This is a genomic window from Kitasatospora sp. NPDC028961 (genome assembly GCF_055564815.1).
The window spans coordinates 150,857-169,340 of the sequence record NZ_JBVHVO010000004.1; the positions used below are offsets into that span (position 1 = coordinate 150,857).

Genomic DNA, 18,484 nt, shown 5'->3' on the forward strand with positions numbered 1-18,484 from the left:
GGGCCATGCACCGCATCGTCGTCCTGGCCCTGGACGGAGTCATCCCGTTCGAGCTGAGCCTCGCCTCCCGGCTCTTCGGAGCCGCCACGGACACCGAGGGCCGGCCCCTCTACGAGGTGGTCACCTGCTCGCTCGACGGCCGGCCCGTCCGTACCTCCGCCGACTTCTCCATCAGCGTCGAACACGACCGCAGCGCGCTCGCCGGGGCCGACACGCTGGTGATCCCGGCCTCCGAGGAGTTCGCCGACGTCGTCGACCGGGACTCCCTGCCGCCGCGCGTCGCCGAGGCACTGGCGCTGCTGCGCCCCGACGCACGGATCGCCGGGATCTGCATCGCCACCTTCGTGCTCGCCGCGGCCGGTCTGCTCGACGGCCGGGCCGCCGCCACCCACTGGCGGCACGCCGACCGGTTCCGGCGGTTCTACCCGGAGGTCGACCTCGCCCCCGACGTCCTGTTCGTCGACACCGGGCGGATCCTCACCTCGGCCGGCGCCGCGGCCGGCATCGACCTGATCCTGCACCTGATCCGCTCCGACCACGGCAGCGCCGTCGCCAATCTGGTCGCCCGGTGCTGCGTCGTCCCGCCGCAGCGCGAGGGGGGCCAGGCCCAGTACGTGCAACGGCCCGTCCCGGAGAGCACGGACGCCGGGACGTCCGCCACCCGGGCGTGGGCCCTCGACCGGCTGCACGAGCCGCTCCAGCTGACCGACCTCGCCGGCCACGCGGGCATGAGCCGGCGCACCTTCACCCGGCGCTTCCGGGCCGAGGTGGGGCTGAGCCCGGGCCAGTGGCTCACCCAGCAGCGCGTCGACCTGGCCAGGCACCTGCTGGAGAGCAGCGACCTACCGGTCAACCGGATCGCCGAGCGGGTGGGCTTCGGTACCGGCGCGTCCCTGCGCCAGCACCTGCACTCCGCGATCGGCGTGCCGCCGGGCGCCTACCGGCGCACCTTCCGGGCCTGACGCCGCAGGCGCAGGCGATCGCCTTCGCCGAGGCCGCCCCAGACCCCGTACCGCTCGTGCGCCTCCAGGGCGTAGCGCAGGCACTCGCGCCGTACGGGGCAGCCGGCGCAGACCTCCTTCGCGGCGCTCTCACGCGAGTCGTGGTCCTCGCCGCGTTCGCCGACCGGGTGGAAGAAGAGACCGCTGTCGGCGGACCGGCAGGCACCGTGCCGCTGCCAGTCCCACCGGTGGTCGAGGGCCCCGGGCAGATGTGCGATGTTCGTCATGGCGCTGACTCCGTCCCTTCGGAGTGTTGTCGGGTGGTGTCGGGCGGTTCCGAGACGTGTCGGGTGGTACCGAGACGTGTCGTGCGGTTCGTTCGGGATGGCGACGGGTGGGCGGGCGGCGCGGTGGAGCGCTCAGTACCGCCCGCCGTAGTACGGGCCGTAGTAGGCGCCGAAGGTCTCCAGGTAGGCGATGTCCTCGTCGTACCCGATCGGCTCGAACGTCGGGCCGTTCTTGATCTCGTCCTTCGTCCGGTCGACGTAGACCTTCTTCTCGTCCTGCTCGACGCGCAGCACCGTGCCCGCCGGCAGCAGGACCTGGCGGCCGAAGATCCACGGGCCGGTGTCGACAACGAGGTACTGCGAGCCGGCCTCCGGCGAGTGCCGGTCGACCTTGCCGATCGGCCCGTCGGTCGCCTCCACGTGAAAGCCGACCAGATCGCCGTCGGCGACGTGGCCGGAGGTCGACCGGAACGCCCAGATGTCGATGTCGCTCGTGTCGCTCATGCCGGATTCCTTCCGCTCGGTGCCGCCCGGACCCTCCCGGGCGGCGCGTCCTCGCACCCCGGCTGCCCCGGACGCGCCGCTCCACACCCTTGGGGCGGACATCCGTCCGATCCGGGCCGAGGGTCCGTCAGGCGTGCCCCTCGGCGGCCGCCGCGGCGAGGTTCAGCAGGACGACGGCCTGCTCGCGCATCTCGACCTTCCGGATCTTTCCGGTGACGGTCATCGGGAACTCGTCGACGAGGTGCACGTAGCGCGGGATCTTGTAGTGCGCGATCCGGCCGGCGCAGAAGGCGCGCAGCCCCTCGGCGGTCAGCTCGGGGGCGCCGGGGCGCAGCCGGATCCAGGCCATCAGCTCCTCCCCGTACGTGGCGTCGGGGACGCCGATGACCTGGGCGTCCAGGACGTCCGGGTGGGTGTGCAGGAACTCCTCGACCTCCCGCGGGTAGATGTTCTCGCCGCCGCGGATGACCATGTCCTTGATCCGCCCGGTGATGGTGAGGTAGCCCTCCTCGTCCATCACCGCGAGGTCGCCGCTGTGTATCCAGCCGTCGGCGTCCAGGACTTCGGCGGTCCGGTCGGGCTGCTCCCAGTAGCCGATCATCACCGAGTAGCCGCGGGTGCACAGTTCGCCGGGGGTGCCGCGGGGCACGGTGCGGCCGGTCCGCGGGTCGACGACCTTCACTTCGAGGTGCGGGCCGACCCGTCCGACGGTGGAGACCCGGCGCTCCAGCGGGTCCTCCGTCCGGGTCTGGACGGACACCGGGGAGGTCTCGGTCATGCCGTAGCAGATCGACACGTCGCGCATGCCCATCCGCTCGACGACCTGCTTCATCACCTCGGTGGGGCACGGCGACCCGGCCATGATCCCGGTGCGCAGGGTGGAGAGGTCGTGCTCGGCGAAGGACGGGTCGTTGAGTTCGGCGATGAACATGGTCGGGACGCCGTAGAGCGAGGTGCAGCGCTCGGCGGCCACCGCGCGCAGGGTGGTCGCGGGCTCGAACCCGGCGGCCGGGATCACCACGCAGGCGCCGTGCGAGAGCGCGGCGAGGTTTCCCATCACCATCCCGAAGCAGTGGTAGAACGGCACCGGTACGCAGATCCGGTCGTGTTCCGCGTAGCCGCACAACTCGCCCACGAAGAAGCCGTTGTTGAGGATGTTGCGGTGCGACAGGGTCGCGCCCTTCGGGAAGCCCGTGGTGCCCGAGGTGTACTGGATGTTGATCGGGTCGTCCGGGCCCAGCGCCGCGGCGGCGGCGTGCAGCGGGCCGCGGTCGGCGTGCTCGGCCCGGGCGAGCAGGTCGGTCCAGGCCGGCGAGCCGATCAGCAGGACGTCCTTCAGCGCGGGGCAGCGCGGGGCGGTCTCGGCCAGCATGGCCGCGTAGTCGGAGGTCTTGAAGGCGGCCGCGGCCACGATCGTGCGGATGCCCGACTGCCGTAGGACGTACTCCAGTTCGTGCGCCCGGTAGCCGGGGTTGACGGTCACCAGGACGGCGCCGATCCGCGCGGTGGCGTACTGGGTGAACACCCACTCCGCGCAGTTCGGCGCCCAGATCCCGACCCGGTCGCCCCGGCCGACGCCGAGCGCCAGCAGCGCCAGCGCGACCCGGTCCACCTCCTCGGCCAGCTCCCGGTACGTCCACCGACGGCCGGACGGCAGGTCGACCAGGGCCTCGCGGCCGGGAAAGGCGCGGACCGCGCGGTCGAGGCTCGCGCCGATGGTGTCGTCCAGCAGGGGTGTGGCCGAGGTGCCGACGGCGGAACTGGGGGACGGGTTGGTCATGCGCTGACTCTCCTGGACTCGCCCGGACGAATGGCGACCGAGTCTATGCAAGGCCGCGTCCGGCGTCATCGCCCCTTCCCGCCCGCGACGTGACGGGACGTCACCCTCGCGCCTCGTCGGAGGGGACCGCAGGACAGGCCGGTTCGACGCCGCGGTCGAGGGGCCGGGACCGCCTCGACGGCACGGGGAACGGGCCGGGGATCGGCGGTCGGCGCGGCTGCCCCCGGCCGCCGATCCCCGGTCCGACCTGCACTTTCGGGCAAAGATCACCCCGGATCGTCAGGATGGACACGGTCAATTGTGTACATTCGGCATTGACTGAACTTCTGTCAGCGGGGGGCGCTGCATCCGGGGCCGATCCTCGGGCCCTCCGTTCCCGCACACGCCCGAGACAGGACCGCCCATGCCCCACCCGAAGCCCGCCGTCACCCGGCGCACCCTCGTCACGGCGATCGGTGCCACCGCCGCCGCGCTCGCCGTCACCCCCGCCGCGTCGGCCGCCGCCGCCGGCAACGCCGCGGGCACCGGCGCGGGTGGGGCCCAGCCGCTCGCCGCCCGGACGGCCCGCGTCCCCGAGACCCGGGCGCTGTCCGCGGTGGGCCGCGAGGCCACCACCGTGCGGGCGGACTTCCCGATCCGCTACGTCGGCGTCAGCTGGGACGGCCCCGCCCGCGGCGCCGCCATCCGGCTGCACCGCGACGACGCGACCCGCGGGGCGTGGCAGCCGCTGCCCGCCGGCTGCGCGGGCGGCCCGGACGGCGCCGACCGCTCGGTCGGGACCGCCACCGCGCTGATCGCCGCCGACGGCGCGCCCGGCTACGACCTGCGCCTGCCCGACGGGGCCGCCAACGTCCGCTCCGCCGCCATCGACACCGTGCACGGCCCGGCCCGCACGGTCTCGCTCGCCCCGACGACGCCCGTCACCTTCTGCGGGGTCGAGTACCTCTCCCGCGCGGCTTGGGGCGCCGACGAGTCCAAGCGCTTCAAGAACGGCGTGGAGAACTCCCCCGCGAAGTACTACCCGCTGCAGACCCTGACGGTGCACCACACCGACACCGCCAACGCCGACCCGGACCCGGCGGCCACCGTGCGGGCGATCTACGAGTACCACGCGATCACCAACGACTGGGGCGACATCGGCTACCACTTCCTGATCGACGAGGCCGGGCGGATCTACGAGGGCCGCTGGTCGGGCGACGACGGCATCCCGGCGCACGACGCGGCCGGGAACGCCGTGACGGCCTTCCACACCGCCGGCTTCAACTCGGGCAACATCGGCATCGCCCTGCTGGGCACCCTCAGCGGCCAGGCGCCGACCGCCCCGGCCCGCACGTCGCTGACCGCGCTGCTCGCCGTGCTGACCCGCGCGCACAACCTGGACCCCCAGGCGCACGTCACCTTCGTGAACCCGGTCAACGGCGTGACCAAGCCGGTCGAGATGATCAGCGGCCACCGCGACTGGCTGGCCACCGACTGCCCCGGCGGCACGATGTACGCCGACCTTCCGGCGCTGCGCGCCGACGTGGCGGCCGTCCCCACCCCCGGGCACTGACCCGGCCGGCCGGGGCGGTGCGGTGGTGTCCCCCGCACCGCCCCGGCCGCGTCGCTAGGCTGTGGGCATGCCCCTGGATCCGCTGCCCGAACCGCCGGCGGTCGGCGCGACCGACCCGACGGACGACGCCCTGGGCGAGGTCGCCCGGCTGCTAGCCGGCCGGAGCGTGGCGGTGCTGACCGGCGCGGGGCTGTCCACCGAGTCGGGCATCCCCGACTACCGGGGCCCCACCGGGAGCCTGCGCCGCCGGACGCCGATGACCTACCAGGAGTTCGTCGGGAGCCCCGAGGCCCGGCGCCGCTACTGGGCGCGCAGCCACGCCGGGTGGCGCTCGATCGCCGGGGCCCGCCCCAACGCCGGGCACCTGGCCGTCGAGGAGCTGCGCCGCCGCGGGCTGGTGTCGGCGGTGATCACCCAGAACGTGGACGGCCTGCACCGGGCGGCCGGCACCGTGGACGCGGTGGAACTGCACGGCGGGCTCGACCGGGTGGTCTGCCTCGGCTGCGGGCGGGGCAGCGCGCGGGAGGACCTCGACCGGCGCCTGCGCGCGCTGAACGGCGCCTTCCCGGAGGACGGCGCCCTGCGCAACGCCGACGGGGACGTCGAGCTGCCCGACGCCCTGGTGGCGTCCTTCCGGGTGGTGGCCTGCGGGGCGTGCGGCGGGATCCTCAAGCCCGATGTGGTCTTCTTCGGCGAGAGCGTGCCCACGCCGCGCGTCCGGCACTGTTTCGACCTGGTCGACGGGGCGCGCGGGCTGCTCGTCCTCGGCTCGTCGCTGGCGGTCATGTCCGGGCTGCGCTTCGTGCGGCACGCCGCCCGGGCCGGGAAGCCCGTCGCGATCGTGAACCAGGGCCCGACGCGCGGCGACGACCGCGCCGACGTCCTGGTCGACCTCCCGCTCGGACCGGCCCTGACGGCGCTGACCGAGCGGCTCGCCGCCGCGCCGCCGGCCTGAGGGAGCGCCCGGGCGCCCGGCGTCAGCAGTGGCGCAGGAAGCGGTCCAGGACGCGCGTGCCGAACTCCAGGGCCTCCACCGGGACCCGCTCGTCGACCCCGTGGAACAGGGCGGCGAAGTCCAGTCCCGGGGGCAGCCGGAGCGGGGCGAAGCCGAAGGTGCGGATGCCCAGGCGCTGGAACGACTTGGCGTCGGTGGCGGCGGACAGCATGTAGGGCAGCACCCGGGAGCCCGGGTCCTCGGCCGCCAGCGACAGCGCCATGGCGTCGACCAGCCGGCCCTCGAAGGCCGTCTCGACGGCCGGCAGGCTGTTCCACTCCTGCTCGATGCCGGGCCCCAGGAGCGCGGCGACCTCGGCCCGGAAAGCCTCCTCCCGGCCCGGGATCACCCGCGCGTCGATCTCCGCGTGGGCGGTGGAGGGCACCACGTTGGCCTTGTGGCCGGCATCGAAGCGGGTGGTGTTGGCGGTGTCGCGCAGGCTGGCCCCGATCAGCCGGGCCGCGTGCCCGAACCGGGCCAGCGCCGCCTCGGGGTCGTTCTCGTCGAACGGCACCCCGGTGATCTCCGCGGCCCCTTCGAGCAGTTCGCGCACCGCGGGGGTGAGGACGACGGGGAACCGGTGCGACTCCAGCCGGGTGACGGCGGCGGCGAGCCTGGCGATCGGGTTGTCGTCGTGCAGCAGCGAGGCGTGGCCGGCCGTGCCCCGCGCCTTGAGGCGCAGCCAGACCGCCCCCTTCTCCGCCGTCCCGATCAGGTAGGCCCGGGTGGCGTCACCGAAGCTGACGGAGAATCCGCCGACCTCGCCGACCGCCTCGGTCACGCCCTCGAAGAGTTCCGGCCGGTGGTCGACCAGCCACCGGGCGCCCTGGAAGCCGCCCGCCTCCTCGTCGGAGACGAAGGCGAAGACCAGGTCGCGCGGCGGCAGGACGCCGTCGCGCCGGTGACCGCGGGCCACGGCCAGCATCATGGCCACCATGCCCTTCATGTCGACCGCGCCCCGGCCCCACAGGTAGCCGTCGGCGACCTCCCCCGAGAACGGGTGCACGCGCCATTCGGCCGGGTCCGCCGGGACGACGTCCAGGTGGCCGTGGATCAGCAGGGCGCCGCGCTCCCGGTCCGCCCCGGGCAGCCGGACGACGACGTTGCCCCGGCCCGGGGCGCCGGCCTCGACGTAGGTGACGTCGTAGCCGACCTCGGCCAGCTTGGCCGCCACGTACTCGGCCGCCGGGCGTTCGGTGCCCACCCCGCCCGCGTCCGCGGTGTTGGTGGTGTCGAACCTGATCAGGTCGCTCGCCAGGGCGACCACCTCGTCCCACGGCCGCGGCGACGAACCGCCGGGGCCGGTCGGGGCGTTCGCCGGCGGGCCGTCAGGCGCGCCGTGGGCGGGCGGCGGTGAGGGCGAGGTGGTGCGCGGCGCCATGCTGGGGCTTCCTCCCTGCTGGGCGGGCGAGCGGGCGGCCGCTCCCCCGGTGACCGGTACCCGTCGATCAGTACCACAGGACCGGGCGCTCCCGGGGCCGATCGTTCACTCCGGCCACCGGCGCGAACGGATCCGCCGACGCGCACGGATCCGGCGACGCGGCGGGAGCCGGCGGTGCGACCGGATCCGGCGGGCCCGGCGTGCCCGGCGTCAGAAGACGGACCAGCCCGTGGCCGTCGTCAGCGCGTCCAGGGCCGCGACCCCCAGCACCGAGTTCCCGGCCGCGTCCAGGCCCGGGCCCCAGACGCAGACCGTGCCCCGGCCCGGCAGCACCGCCAGCACGCCGCCGCCGACCCCGCTCTTGCCCGGCAGCCCCACCCGGTAGGCGAACTCCCCTGCCGCGTCGTAGGTGCCGCAGGTGAGCAGCACCGCGTTGATCCGCTTGGCCTCGCTGCGCGACAGCAGCCGCGAGCCGTCGGCGCGGGTCCCGTGCCGGGCGAGGAAGAGCCCGGCCAGCGCGAGGTCCCGGCAGCTCGCCTCGATCGCGCAGTGCGCGTAGTAGTGCGCGAGCACGCTGTCGACCGGGTTGCGCAGGTTGCCGTAGCTCGCCATGAAGTGCGCCATCGCGGCGTTGCGGTGGCCGTGCTGGGCCTCGGAGGACGCCACCGAGTCGTCCACCGCGACGGTCGGATTGCCGGACTCCGCGCGCAGGAAGTCCCGGACCGCGCCGACGGCGTCGCCGGTCAGCTTCAGCAGCCGGTCGGTGACGACCAGCGCGCCGGCGTTGATGAAGGGGTTGCGCGGGATGCCGTTCTCGGACTCCAGCTGGACCAGCGAGTTGAACGGGTTGCCGGACGGCTCGCGGCCGACCCCGCGCCACAGCTCGTCGCCGCCGTCCGCCAGGGCGAGGGCCAGGGTGAACAGCTTCGACACCGACTGGATCGAGAACGGGTGCTCCCAGTCCCCGGCGCCGAACACCGCGCCGTCCACGGTGGCGATGGCCATCCCGAAGGCCGTCGGGTCGGCCTGGGCGAGGGCCGGGATGTAGTCGGCGACCCGCCCCCGGGCGGGCGCCCGCCGGGCCGCCTCCATCGCCTCCTGGAGGAGCAGCTGGTAGTCCATGTCGTTCACGCTGCCATTGTCGGCCACCCCGCCGGCCTGGGCCGACCCGGCCCCCGGGGCCGGGGCCGGGCCCCGATCCCGGGTGTCGGCGGCTGCTTCTAGAGTGGCGCCATGACGCGCCCCAATCCTGTGACCGCCGACGACGGCCGGACGCTTCGACGGCTGATCGGCGACGCCGGCCTCGGCCCCTGGGAGGGTGAGCTGATGGGGCTGGCCGAGCACGGCATCGCCCTGGGCCCGCGCCCCGCCGGCCACCGGGGGCCGGAGCCGTTCTCCCGGTGCGGCGGCGTACCGGCCGTGCCGCCCGGCTTCGTCTGGCCGGGGGCGGAGCCGGGGCCGGACGCGCTGCCGGACTGCTTCGTCGCCCAGATCGACCTGGCGGAGGTCGCGCCCGCGGACGCCAACCACCTGCTGCCGCCCCGCGGCCTGCTCTACTTCTTCTTCCCCGGCCACGACGGCTTCGGCGGCCGGGACGCCGTCACCGTGCTGCACTTCCCGGACGCCACCGCCGACGGCACCGCGCCCTACGACGTGGCCTCCGATCCGGCGTTCGCCGATCCCGAGGCCGGCTGGGGCGCCCCGCCGTGGGAGTTCACCGGGCCGCCCGCGCCGCTGTACGCCGCCGGCAAGGCCATGCTGGCGCAGGCCGTGCGGTTCCACGACGATCCCCCGGTCGACCTCCCGGAGGAGGCGGTGGACCGGCTGACCGCGCTGCCGTCCGCCGCCCTGGACGTCGCGCCGCGGCACGGTGCCTGGATGGTGCTGCTCGGCCCCGATCCGGAGACGGACCAGTACGTGGTGCCGCCGCGCGGCCGCGGTCCGGAGCGCATCCTGCTCGCGGCGGGCCGCCCGGAGTTCACCGGGTGCCCGCTCTACTACGTCATCCGCGACGAGGACCTGGCCGCCGCCGACTTCAGCCGGGTCGAGGCCGTCACCGTCCAGCACTGACCGGTCCGGGGGTGAGGCGGTGGACGCGGCGGAGCGCCGGTCAGCGCGGGCGGACCGCCTCGGCGAGCAGGCGGTAGGAGTCGAACAGCGCCGCGCGGTCGTACGTGCTGGTGGTGACGAGGAACTCGTCGGCCCCGGTGCGGGCCACCAGCGCGGCGAGCTCGGCGGCGGCCTGCGGCGGGGTCCCGGCGATGTGGCCGCGCAGCGACTGCTGGTAGGCCGCGCGCTCGCGCGGGCCCATCTCCCGGCCGAGCACCTCCTCGGCGGGGGCCAGCGGCGGGAACTCCCCGTGGGTCCGCGCGTGGGCGCTCGCCCAGGCCTCGGCGACCAGCAGCCGCTCGGCCTCTTCGGCCGTTCCGGCGACCGCCACCGTGCCGGAGACCACCACGTACGGCCGGGCCGCCTGTGCGGAGGGGCGGAAGCGGGCACGGTAGCGGTCGATCGCGGCCAACATCCGGTCCTCGCCGCGGACGGCCCCGATGACCAGCGGCAGCCCGGCCTCGGCGGCGATGTCCGCGCCCGCGCCGGTGGCCAGGACGAAGGCCGGGACGTCCAGGCCCTCGGCGGGGCGGGCGTGGACGTCCCGGTGGGTGCGCCCCGACCCGTCGAAGTAGCCGAGCAGCTCGGCCAGTTGCTCGCCGAAGCGGTCCGCGGCGTCCTTGTCCCGGCCGAGCGCCCGCCGGACGCCGTCGGTGAAGGCCACCGAGCGGCCCAGCCCCATGTCGATCCGGCCGGGGAAGAGCGCGGCGAGCACCCCGAACTGCTCGGCCACGACCAGCGGCTGGTGGTTGGGGAGCATCACGCCGCCCGTGCCGACCCGGATCCGGTCGGTGGCCGAGGCCACCGCCGCGGCGAGCACGGTGGGCGCCGACCCGGCCACGCCGGGGACGCCGTGGTGCTCCGACACCCAGAACCGGTGGTAGCCGAGCCGCTCGGCGTGCCGGGCGAACGCCACCGTGTCCCGCAGCGCCCGAGCGGGCTCCTCCCCCCGTCTCGTCCGGGAACGGTCGAGCACCGAGAGGCGGATCGCAGGCGCGGCAGTAGTCACCTCAGCGGCAACCACCACCGTCCGGGACCGCATTCCCGGCGCGCCGGCGCCGCGGTCACGGCGGGCGGGCTGAGGACGGCGGGCTCAGGACGGCGGGGTCATGGCGGCGGGCTCAGGACGGCGGGCGGGGCTCAGGCCGGCGGGTCGGCCGCGCGGAGCTCGCCGGTGCGGACCACCTCCGCGTACCAGCGGGCGCTGTCCTTGGGCGTGCGGCGCTGGGAGGGGAAGTCCACATGGACGATGCCGAACCGCTTGCCGTAGCCGTACGCCCACTCGAAGTTGTCCAGCAGGGACCAGAGGAAGTAGCCGCGCACGGGCGCGCCGGCGGCGATCGCGCGGTGGACGGCGGCCAGGTGGGACCGCAGGTAGGCGATCCGCTCCGGGTCGCGCACCGCGCCCGAGGGGTCGCCGTAGTCGTCGTAGGCGGCGCCGTTCTCGGTGATCAGCAGGGGCAGGCCGGGCAGCTCGTCGCGGAGCCGGGTGAGCAGCTCGTACAGGCCCTCGGCGTCGACCGGCCACCCCATCGCGGTGCGCTCGCCCTCGGCCGGCAGGAAACGGATGCCGTGGTCGGCGGGCCAGGGGGAGCGCTCGCCGCCGTGGCCGTCCTGGCGCGGGGCCGGGTCGGCCGGGTCGTCGGCGGCGACCACCGTCGGGGTGTAGTAGTTGATGCCGAGCGCGTCGAGGGGGCGGGAGATCTCGGCGAGGTCGCCGTCGCGGACGAAGGACCAGTCGGTGACGCCGGCGGTGTCGGCGAGCACGTCGGCCGGGTAGCGGCCGTGGAACACCGGGTCGAGGAAGATCCGGTTGGCCAGCCCGTCGATCCGCCGGGCGGCCTCGCGGTCGGCCGGGTCGTCGCGGTGCGGGCGCACGGCCGCCAGGTTGAGGGTGAGCGAGACCCGGGCCGTGGCCGGGAGTTCGGCGCGCAGCGCGCCGACGGCGAGGCCGTGGGCGAGCAGCAGGTGGTGGTGGGCGGTGAGGGCGGCGGCCGGGTCGGTGCGGCCGGGGGCGTGGACGCCGCTGCCGTAGCCGAGGAAGGCGCTGCACCACGGCTCGTTCAGGGTGGTCCAGGAGTCGACACGGTCGCCCAGCCGGGCGGCGGCCAGGGCCGCGTACTCGGCGAAGCGCCGGGCGGTCGACCGGTCGGTCCAGCCGCCGCCCGCGGCGGGGCCGCCCCCGGCCGGGGTCTCCAGCTCCTGCGGCAGGTCCCAGTGGTAGAGCGTGGCCACCGGGGTGATGCCGTGCTCCAGCAGCCCGTCGACCAGCCGGTCGTAGAAGTCGAGCCCGGCCTTGTTGACCGGGCCGCTGCCGCCGGGCTGGACGCGCGGCCAGGCGATCGAGAAGCGGTAGGCGGGCAGGCCGAGTTCGGCCATCAGCGCGATGTCCTCGCGGAACCGGTGGTAGTGGTCGGTCGCGATGTCACCGGTGTCGCCGTTGCGGACCTTGCCGGGCGTCCGGCTGAAGGTGTCCCAGATGGACGGGGTGCGGCCGTCCTCCCCGGCGGCGCCCTCGATCTGGTAGGCGGCGGTGGCCGCGCCCCAGAGGAAGTCGGCGGGGAACACGAGGGGTCGGACGTGGTCGGTCATGTCACCTTCCGGTGGTGTGGGTCGGGGTCAGCCCTTGACGGCGCCCTGCATGATGCCGCCGACGATCTGCCGGCCGAGGACGCCGAAGACCAGCAGGACGGGGAGCGTGCCGATCAGGGTGCCGGCCATGACGATCGACTGGTCGGGAACGTACCCCTGCCCCAGGGACTTCAACGCGACCTGCACGGTGGGGTTCTGCGAGCTGAGGGCGACGACCGGCCAGAAGAAGTCGTTCCAGGTGGCCATGAAGGTCAGCATGCCCAGCACCGCCATGCCCGGGCGGGCGGCCGGGAGCACGATCGAACGGAAGATCCGCAGTAGCGAGGCACCGTCGACGCGGCCGGCCTCGACCAGTTCGTCCGGCAGCGCCTGGACCAGGTACTGCCGCATGAAGAACACCCCGAAGGCCGAGACCAGCGAGGGCAGGATCACCGACGGCAGGGTGTTCTGCAGGTCGAGCCGGACGATCACCATGAACAGCGGGATCACGCCGAGCTGCGGCGGGATCATCATGGTGGCGACGGTGACCGCCAGCAGCAGGCCGCGGCCGCGGAAGCGCAGTTTGGCGAAGGCGAAGCCGGCCAGCGTCGAGGAGAGCACCACCCCGGCCGTGACGGTGGCCGCGACGATCAGCGAGTTCAGCAGCGCGTCGCCGATCGCCGCCTGCTCCAGGGCCGCGCCGATGTTGTGCAGCAGGTTCGGTCCGGGGGTCAGCGCCGGTGAGGCCGAGCTGAGTTCGGCGTTGGAGCGGCTGGCGGCCACCAGCGTCCAGTAGAAGGGGAAGGCGAACACCAGGGTGGCGGCGATCAGCACCACGTGGACGAGCGGGCCGCCGTGCAGCGGGGAGCGCGGGTTCGGTCGCATGCGGGTCACCGGTCCGTACGGTTGCGCCGGGCGGCGATCGCCGCGTTCAGCAGGGCGAGGACGACGATCAGCAGGAACATCACCCAGGCCACCGCGGCCGCGCGCCCGAGGTGGAAGAAGCTCCAGCCCTGCTCGTAGAGGTAGAGGCCGAGGGTCTGGTACTGGTGGGAGATCCCGCCGCCGGCGTTCCCCTCGTAGAGCAGCGGTTCGCCGAACAGCTGGGTGGCGCCGATGGTCGACACCACCACGGTGAAGACGATGGTGGGGCGCAGGCCGGGGACGGTGACGTGGCGGAACTGCTGCCACCGGGAGGCACCGTCGACCGCCGCCGACTCGTAGAGCTCGCCGGGGATCGCCTGCATGCCGGCCAGGTAGATCAGCGCGTTGTACCCCGTCCACCGCCAGGTGACGATCGCGGAGACGCCGAGCTGCGAGGCCCAGGTGCCCGCCTGCCAGTCCACCGGGCTCAGGCCGGCCTGGCCCAGCACCCAGTTGATCAGGCCGTAGTCCCGCCCGAAGAGCTGGGCGAAGACCAGCGTGGCGGCCGCCACCGAGGTCGCGTACGGCATCAGCATCGCGACCCGGTAGAAGGACCGGCCGCGCAGCCGGTAGTTGAGCAGGTGGGCCAGGCCCAGCGCCATCAGCAGCTGGGGCACGGTGGAGAGCACCCCGATGGTGAAGGTGTTGCGCAGTGCGTTCCAGAAGAACGGGTCCGCCAGCAGGCGGGTGTAGTTCTGCGCGCCGACCCAGTCCATCCGGTCGGTGGTCTGCAACTCGACCCGGTGGAGCGAGACATAGGCGGTGTAGAGCAGCGGGAAGAGCCCGAAGGCGGCGAACAGGACGAAGAACGGGGCGAGGAAGCCGTAGGGCGCGAGCCGGCCGGCCCGGCGGGCCCGGGGCTTCGCCGGGTCGGCCGCAGGCAGGCGGGCGGCGGAGGTGATGGCCATCGTGGTAGTCTGCCGATGCTCCGTCAGTTTCCGTTGGCCTTGGCGATGTTGTCCATCGCGTGCTTCCAGGCCGCGTCCGGGGCGGTGCCGGTCCGCTCGACCTCGCCCAGGGCGTCGGTGAAGGCCTTGCCGATCACGCCGTCGTCCACGCCGAGCACCTGGGCCGGCATGGCGGCCGCCGACTCGCTGAAGATCCGGCCGATCGGCGCGTTGTTGAAGTACGGGTCGGTCACGTCCTTGATGGCGGCCTGCGCGCCGGTGGACGACGGGAAGGAGCCCTGCTTCGTGAAGAGGGTGGTCTGCTGCTCCTTGGCGGTCAGCCAGGCGATCAGCACGGCGGCCTCCTTGGGGTGCTTGGCCGTCCTGGGCACGGTGAGGTAGGAGCCGCCCCAGTTGCCCGTCCGGCCGGGGCCGGGGGCGACGTCCCAGCTGCCCGAACCGGCCTCGCCGGCCTGGCCCTTGATGTAGCCGAGCATCCAGGCGGGGCAGCTCAGGGTGGCGAACTTCCCGGTGCTGAAGGCCTTGTTCCACTCCGGGGTCCACTGCGGGAGCTTCGCGCTCAGCCCGTCCGCGACCAGCCGGCCGGCGTCGGTCCAGGCGGTCCGCACGGCCTGGCTGCTGTCGAAGACCGGCTTGCCGCTCTCGTCGGCGTAGCGCACCTTCTGCTGGCCGACCTCGGCGGTGAAGAGCCCGGCCGCACTGTCCGTCCAGGTGTTGCCGGCGCCGGCCGCGGCCACGTACTGCTTGCCGAGGTCCAGGTAGCCCTGCCAGGTCGACCAGCGCTGGGCCAGCTCGGTGCGGTCGGTGGGCAGGCCGGCCGCCTTGAACAGGTCGGTGCGGTAGCAGATCGCCTCCGGGCCGATGTCGGTACCGGCCCCGAGGACCCGGCCGTCGGCGGTCTTCACCGCGGCGCCCTTCCAGGGCACCAGTTCGTCGTTGACCGAGCCGAGCCCGAGGGTCTTCAGGTCGGTGAACTTGTCGGCCTGCTTCTGCAGCACGCTCGCCACCCGGCCGACCTCCAGCCCCTGGATGTCGGCCAGGCCGCCGCCGCCCGCGAGCTTGGTCTGCAGGGCCTGCCAGTACTGGCCCTCGTCCTGGGTGTCGGTCTGCTTGACCGTGACGTTGGGGTGCAGCTTCATGTACTCCTCGTAGAGGCCGCTCTCCTTGAAGCCGAAGGTGCCGAAGAGGTCGACGGTGATGGTCACCTTGCCGTCGGCGGCGTCGGCCGATCCGGCGGAGCTGCCGCAGGCGGTGAGCAGGAGGGTGGCGGCGAGGGCGGTACTGCCGAGCACGGCGGCGGAGCGGCGCATGAGGACTCCCTGGCGGGGCGGGTGGGGTGCGGTTCGGGTGGCGCGGGGCGAGCGGGGGGTGTGGGGATGCGCGGACGAGGGGCGCGGGGCGGTGCGTCGAACGGGTTCTGAGAGCGCTCTTGAGAGCGCTCTCAGTGCGTTGAGAGGAGAGTGCCGTGCGGGCGGCGCGGCGGTCAAGAGGCCGAAACCCGAACGTAATCTCCGGGATACCGTCGACCGGCGTTCAGGCCTTGAACGCGGGGACGGAAAGGGCTACTCCGGCGGGACGGCGAGGCGCCCGACCGCCCGAGCCCCGGCCGGTCAGGTGCCCGCCGGTCAGGTCCAGCCCGTCCGGCCGAGGCCGGTCAGGCCGAGGCGCGCAGGACCAGCCGGGTGGGGGTGATCACGGAGGTGGGGCCCCCGGGGCGCAGACCCGACGGGAGGCCGCCCGCCGCTCCCCCGGCCGCCCCGGGCCGCGCACCGGCACCGGCACCGGCACCGGCGAGCCGGCGCAGCAGCAGCCCGGCCATCAAGCGCCCCATCTCCTCGATGTCCTGGCGCACCGTCGTCAGCGGCGGCTCCGTCCAGGCCGCGATCGACTCGACGTCGTCGAAGCCCACCACGGCGACGTCCTCCGGCACCCGGCGGCCGGCCTCGCGCAGCACCCGCAGCGCGCCCGAGGCCATCGCGTCGGAGGCCGCGAACACCGCGTCCAGGTCGGGCCGGCGGGCCAGCAGTTCGGCCATCGCCCGGCCGCCGCCGTCGGGGGTGAAGTCCCCCTCGGCGATCAGCGCCGGGTCCCCGTCGGGCAGCACGTCCCGATAGCCGTCCAGCCGGTCCATGGAGGAGGTCTGGTCGAGCGGGCCGGTGACGGTGGCGATGGCCGTGCGCCCGAGGGCCCGCAGGTGGCCGACCGCCAGCCGGGCGCCGCCCCGGTTGTCGCTGTCCACGTAGACCAGGTCGTGGTCGGACTCGGCGCCCGGCCAGCCCGGCCGGCCGCCCACCACGAAGGGCAGCCCGACCTTGCGCGCCATGTCGGGCAGCGGGTCCGGCTGGTGCAGCGAGAACAGCAGCGCGCCGTCCACGTGCCCGCCGGCCAGGTAGCGGCCGACCCGCTCGTAGTCGTGCTGGTCCTCGACCATCATCAGGACCATCTGGTGGTCGGCGGCCGACAGCTCGCGGCCGATGCCGCGCAGCTGCTGGGCGAAGAACGGGTCGGAGAAGAGCCGGCTGCCGGGCTCGGCCACCACCACGGCGACCGCCCGGTTGTGCCGGGTGACCAGCGTCCGGGCGGCCGGGTTCGGGACGTAGCCGAGCTCGTCGACGGCCCGTCGGACCTTCTCCCGCAGGGCCTCGCGGACGCCCTCCCCGCCGTTCACCACCCGCGACGCCGTGGCCCGGGAGACCCCGGCCCGTTCGGCGACCGACTCCAGCGTCGGACGCGGCGACTGCTCCGGCACCGTGGGCTCCTCTCGCGCGTGAACGCTTCGTCCCCAGAGCCTAGCGGGTCGGCCGCCCGTCGCTGAGAGCGCTCCCAGAACCCCGGGGCGGGCACGCCGGAGCGGTGGCGGGCGACTGCCGTCCGCCACCGCCCGGCAACCCCGGGTCAGGTGGTGCTGAACGTGAACCAGTTGACGTTGACGAAGTCGGCCGGCTGCCCGCTGGTGAAGGTCAGGTAGACGTCGTGCCTGCCGGTGGTCGCGGCGATGTTCGCCGGGACGGTCGTCCAGCTCTGCCAGCCACCCGTGTTGGCCACGGCGAAGGAGCCGATCGGCGCGGCGGTCCGGCTGTCGAGGCGGACCTCGACCAGGCCGCTGACGCCGCCCGCCGCACCCGAGGCCACCCGCGCCTTGAACTGCCGGGCCGGGGCCGTCCCGAAGTCGACGCCCGGGTACAGCGCCCAGTCGCCGTTGGCGAGCGCGGCGAGGTTCTGGCCGCCGCCGCTGTCGGTGGTGGCCTCCCGGGCCGTCCCCGACTGCCCGCCGTAGGCCTCGGCCTGGATGGTGCCGTACGCGCTCCCGGTGCCGCCGGGGGGCGGCGTGGTCGGCGGTTGGGTCGGCGGCACGGTGGTCGGCGGGGGCGTGGTCGGCGGCGTGGTGCCGCCGCCCGAACGGTAGACCGCGACGTAGTCGACCAGCATCGGCACGCCGGAGGCGGTCGCGGCGGTGGGCGTCCGGTGACCCGCCACCGGGTCGGGGAAGGCCCCGCCCATCGCGACGTTCAGCAGGATGAAGTGCCCGTGCGCGGTGGCCGCGTCCCAGGTGGCGGCGTCCATCTGGGCCGAGGTGACGGAGTGGAACTGCACGCCGTCGACGTACCAGCGCAGCTGCTGCGGGCTGACGCTGCGGTCCCACTCCAGCGCGTAGGTGTGGAAGTTGCCCTGGCAGGCCGAGCCCGGGCAGGCGTGCACGGCGCCGAGGCCGGTGGTCTCGTTGCACGGGCCGCCCGGGTTGCCGCCGCAGTGCAGGGTCCCCCAGACCTGGTTGACGCCGTTGACGTTCTCCATCAGGTCGAACTCGCCGATGGTCGGCCAGTTCCAGTAGTTGCCGCGGTACGGCGCGCCCAGCGTCCAGAAGGCCGGCCAGTAGCCGTCGGCGGCCGGGCCGGTCACGTTCGGCATCTGGATCCGGGACTCGATCCGCAGCTTCCCGCCGGCAGGCGGTTCGAAGTCGCTGCGCCTGGTCTCGATCCGGCCGGAGGTCCAGTTGCCGGCGGCGTCCCGGATCGGGGTGATGCGCAGGTTCCCGGCGCCGTCCTGGCGGAGGTTGGCGGTGTTCGCGGTGTAGCTCTGGACCTCGCCGGTGCCCCAGTTGGCGGCGCCGCCGGGGTAGCTGGTGCCGGTGTCGACGATCCAGTCGGCGGCCGCCGGCAGGGTGTCGGCGGCGCCGCCGAAGTCGTCGCTCCAGACGGTGGTCCAGCCGGCGGGCGTGGGCGGGACGGCGGCCGTGGCGGTGCCGAGCAGCGCCGCGCAGAGCGCGGTGGCCGCGCCGGCGGCGGTCAGCACGGTGGTCAGTGCGCGGCGCGGGCGCCGTCTGCGGGTGGCGGTGGTCGCGGGTGGGGTGTTCGTTCCGGACACGGTGGTGCACCTCCGTGGGGGGACGGTCGTGGGGGTGACGGTGCGGTGGGAGCGTCGGGGCGGGGCCGCGGGGGCCCCCCCCCCCCCCCCCCCCCCCCCCCCCCCCCCCCCCTCCCCCCCCCTCCCCCCCCCCCCCTTCCTCCGCACCCCTCCTACCCACCCCCCTTC

16 protein-coding genes are annotated in these 18,484 nt (G+C 74.6%); 4 read left to right on the forward strand and 12 right to left on the reverse strand.

Annotated elements, in window-relative coordinates:
- Nucleotides 1-5 precede the first annotated feature (5 nt).
- Complete coding sequence (locus ACZ4UX_RS11000; protein WP_465706396.1) at nt 6-962, forward strand: GlxA family transcriptional regulator; 957 nt, start codon at nt 6-8, stop codon at nt 960-962.
- Here the strand turns inward: ACZ4UX_RS11000 and ACZ4UX_RS11005 are convergent.
- From ACZ4UX_RS11005 to ACZ4UX_RS11015, 3 genes are all read right to left on the reverse strand, one after another.
- Nucleotides 938-1,228, reverse strand: a complete 291-nt coding sequence (locus tag ACZ4UX_RS11005) for a WhiB family transcriptional regulator (RefSeq protein ID WP_465706397.1) — start codon at nt 1,226-1,228, stop codon at nt 938-940. The two genes, ACZ4UX_RS11000 and ACZ4UX_RS11005, sit on opposite strands and share 25 nt — an antisense overlap.
- A gap of 132 nt (nt 1,229-1,360) precedes the next feature.
- Nucleotides 1,361-1,732, reverse strand: a complete 372-nt coding sequence (locus ACZ4UX_RS11010; protein ID WP_329491474.1) for a PRC-barrel domain containing protein — start codon at nt 1,730-1,732, stop codon at nt 1,361-1,363.
- 127 nt (nt 1,733-1,859) lie between these two features.
- A complete protein-coding gene (locus ACZ4UX_RS11015) occupies nt 1,860-3,512 on the reverse strand; it encodes an AMP-binding protein (protein WP_465706398.1) in 1,653 nt (550 codons plus the stop codon).
- 403 nt (nt 3,513-3,915) lie between these two features.
- Here ACZ4UX_RS11015 and ACZ4UX_RS11020 point away from each other — a divergent pair, with 403 nt between their 5' ends.
- Together ACZ4UX_RS11020 and ACZ4UX_RS11025 are read left to right on the forward strand one after the other, a co-directional pair.
- Nucleotides 3,916-5,064 (forward strand): peptidoglycan recognition protein family protein, encoded by a 1,149-nt coding sequence (locus ACZ4UX_RS11020; protein ID WP_465706399.1) that lies wholly within the window; start codon nt 3,916-3,918, stop codon nt 5,062-5,064.
- A gap of 67 nt (nt 5,065-5,131) precedes the next feature.
- The gene (locus ACZ4UX_RS11025; RefSeq protein WP_465706400.1) at nt 5,132-6,019 is read left to right on the forward strand and encodes an NAD-dependent protein deacetylase; all 888 of its coding nucleotides are present in this window, start codon (nt 5,132-5,134) and stop codon (nt 6,017-6,019) included.
- Nucleotides 6,020-6,041: 22 nt separating this feature from the next.
- On the opposite strand, the gene ACZ4UX_RS11030 is transcribed toward ACZ4UX_RS11025, so the two are convergent.
- Together ACZ4UX_RS11030 and ACZ4UX_RS11035 are read right to left on the reverse strand one after the other, a co-directional pair.
- Nucleotides 6,042-7,439, reverse strand: a complete 1,398-nt coding sequence (locus ACZ4UX_RS11030; RefSeq protein ID WP_465706401.1) for a M20/M25/M40 family metallo-hydrolase — start codon at nt 7,437-7,439, stop codon at nt 6,042-6,044.
- A 210-nt stretch (nt 7,440-7,649) separates the two neighbouring features.
- Nucleotides 7,650-8,561 (reverse strand): glutaminase, encoded by a 912-nt coding sequence (locus ACZ4UX_RS11035; protein WP_465706597.1) that lies wholly within the window; start codon nt 8,559-8,561, stop codon nt 7,650-7,652.
- A gap of 111 nt (nt 8,562-8,672) precedes the next feature.
- On the opposite strand from ACZ4UX_RS11035, the gene ACZ4UX_RS11040 reads away from it, so the two are divergent.
- Entirely contained in the window at nt 8,673-9,509 is an 837-nt protein-coding gene (locus ACZ4UX_RS11040; protein WP_359804817.1) for a DUF1963 domain-containing protein, read from the forward strand.
- A gap of 40 nt (nt 9,510-9,549) precedes the next feature.
- Here ACZ4UX_RS11040 and ACZ4UX_RS11045 read toward each other — a convergent pair whose 3' ends face one another.
- The 7 genes from ACZ4UX_RS11045 to ACZ4UX_RS11075 all read right to left on the reverse strand — a co-directional run bounded on the left by ACZ4UX_RS11045 (nt 9,550) and on the right by ACZ4UX_RS11075 (nt 18,316).
- Complete coding sequence (locus ACZ4UX_RS11045; protein WP_329491468.1) at nt 9,550-10,557, reverse strand: LLM class flavin-dependent oxidoreductase; 1,008 nt, start codon at nt 10,555-10,557, stop codon at nt 9,550-9,552.
- Nucleotides 10,558-10,688: 131 nt separating this feature from the next.
- On the reverse strand, nt 10,689-12,140 hold the full coding sequence (locus ACZ4UX_RS11050; protein WP_465706402.1) for a GH1 family beta-glucosidase: 1,452 nt from the start codon (nt 12,138-12,140) through the stop codon (nt 10,689-10,691).
- Between the two features lie 27 nt (nt 12,141-12,167).
- Nucleotides 12,168-13,004, reverse strand: a complete 837-nt coding sequence (locus tag ACZ4UX_RS11055; protein ID WP_465706403.1) for a carbohydrate ABC transporter permease — start codon at nt 13,002-13,004, stop codon at nt 12,168-12,170.
- A 5-nt stretch (nt 13,005-13,009) separates the two neighbouring features.
- Nucleotides 13,010-13,951 carry a carbohydrate ABC transporter permease gene (locus tag ACZ4UX_RS11060; protein ID WP_465706404.1) on the reverse strand — a complete coding sequence of 314 codons (942 nt, stop codon included), beginning with the start codon at nt 13,949-13,951 and terminating at the stop codon, nt 13,010-13,012.
- Between the two features lie 23 nt (nt 13,952-13,974).
- The gene (locus ACZ4UX_RS11065) at nt 13,975-15,261 is read right to left on the reverse strand and encodes an ABC transporter substrate-binding protein (RefSeq protein ID WP_465706405.1); all 1,287 of its coding nucleotides are present in this window, start codon (nt 15,259-15,261) and stop codon (nt 13,975-13,977) included.
- 344 nt (nt 15,262-15,605) lie between these two features.
- Nucleotides 15,606-16,700 carry a LacI family DNA-binding transcriptional regulator gene (locus tag ACZ4UX_RS11070; protein ID WP_465706406.1) on the reverse strand — a complete coding sequence of 365 codons (1,095 nt, stop codon included), beginning with the start codon at nt 16,698-16,700 and terminating at the stop codon, nt 15,606-15,608.
- A gap of 146 nt (nt 16,701-16,846) precedes the next feature.
- On the reverse strand, nt 16,847-18,316 hold the full coding sequence (locus ACZ4UX_RS11075) for a glycoside hydrolase family 16 protein (protein ID WP_465706407.1): 1,470 nt from the start codon (nt 18,314-18,316) through the stop codon (nt 16,847-16,849).
- Nucleotides 18,317-18,484: the final 168 nt, after the last annotated feature.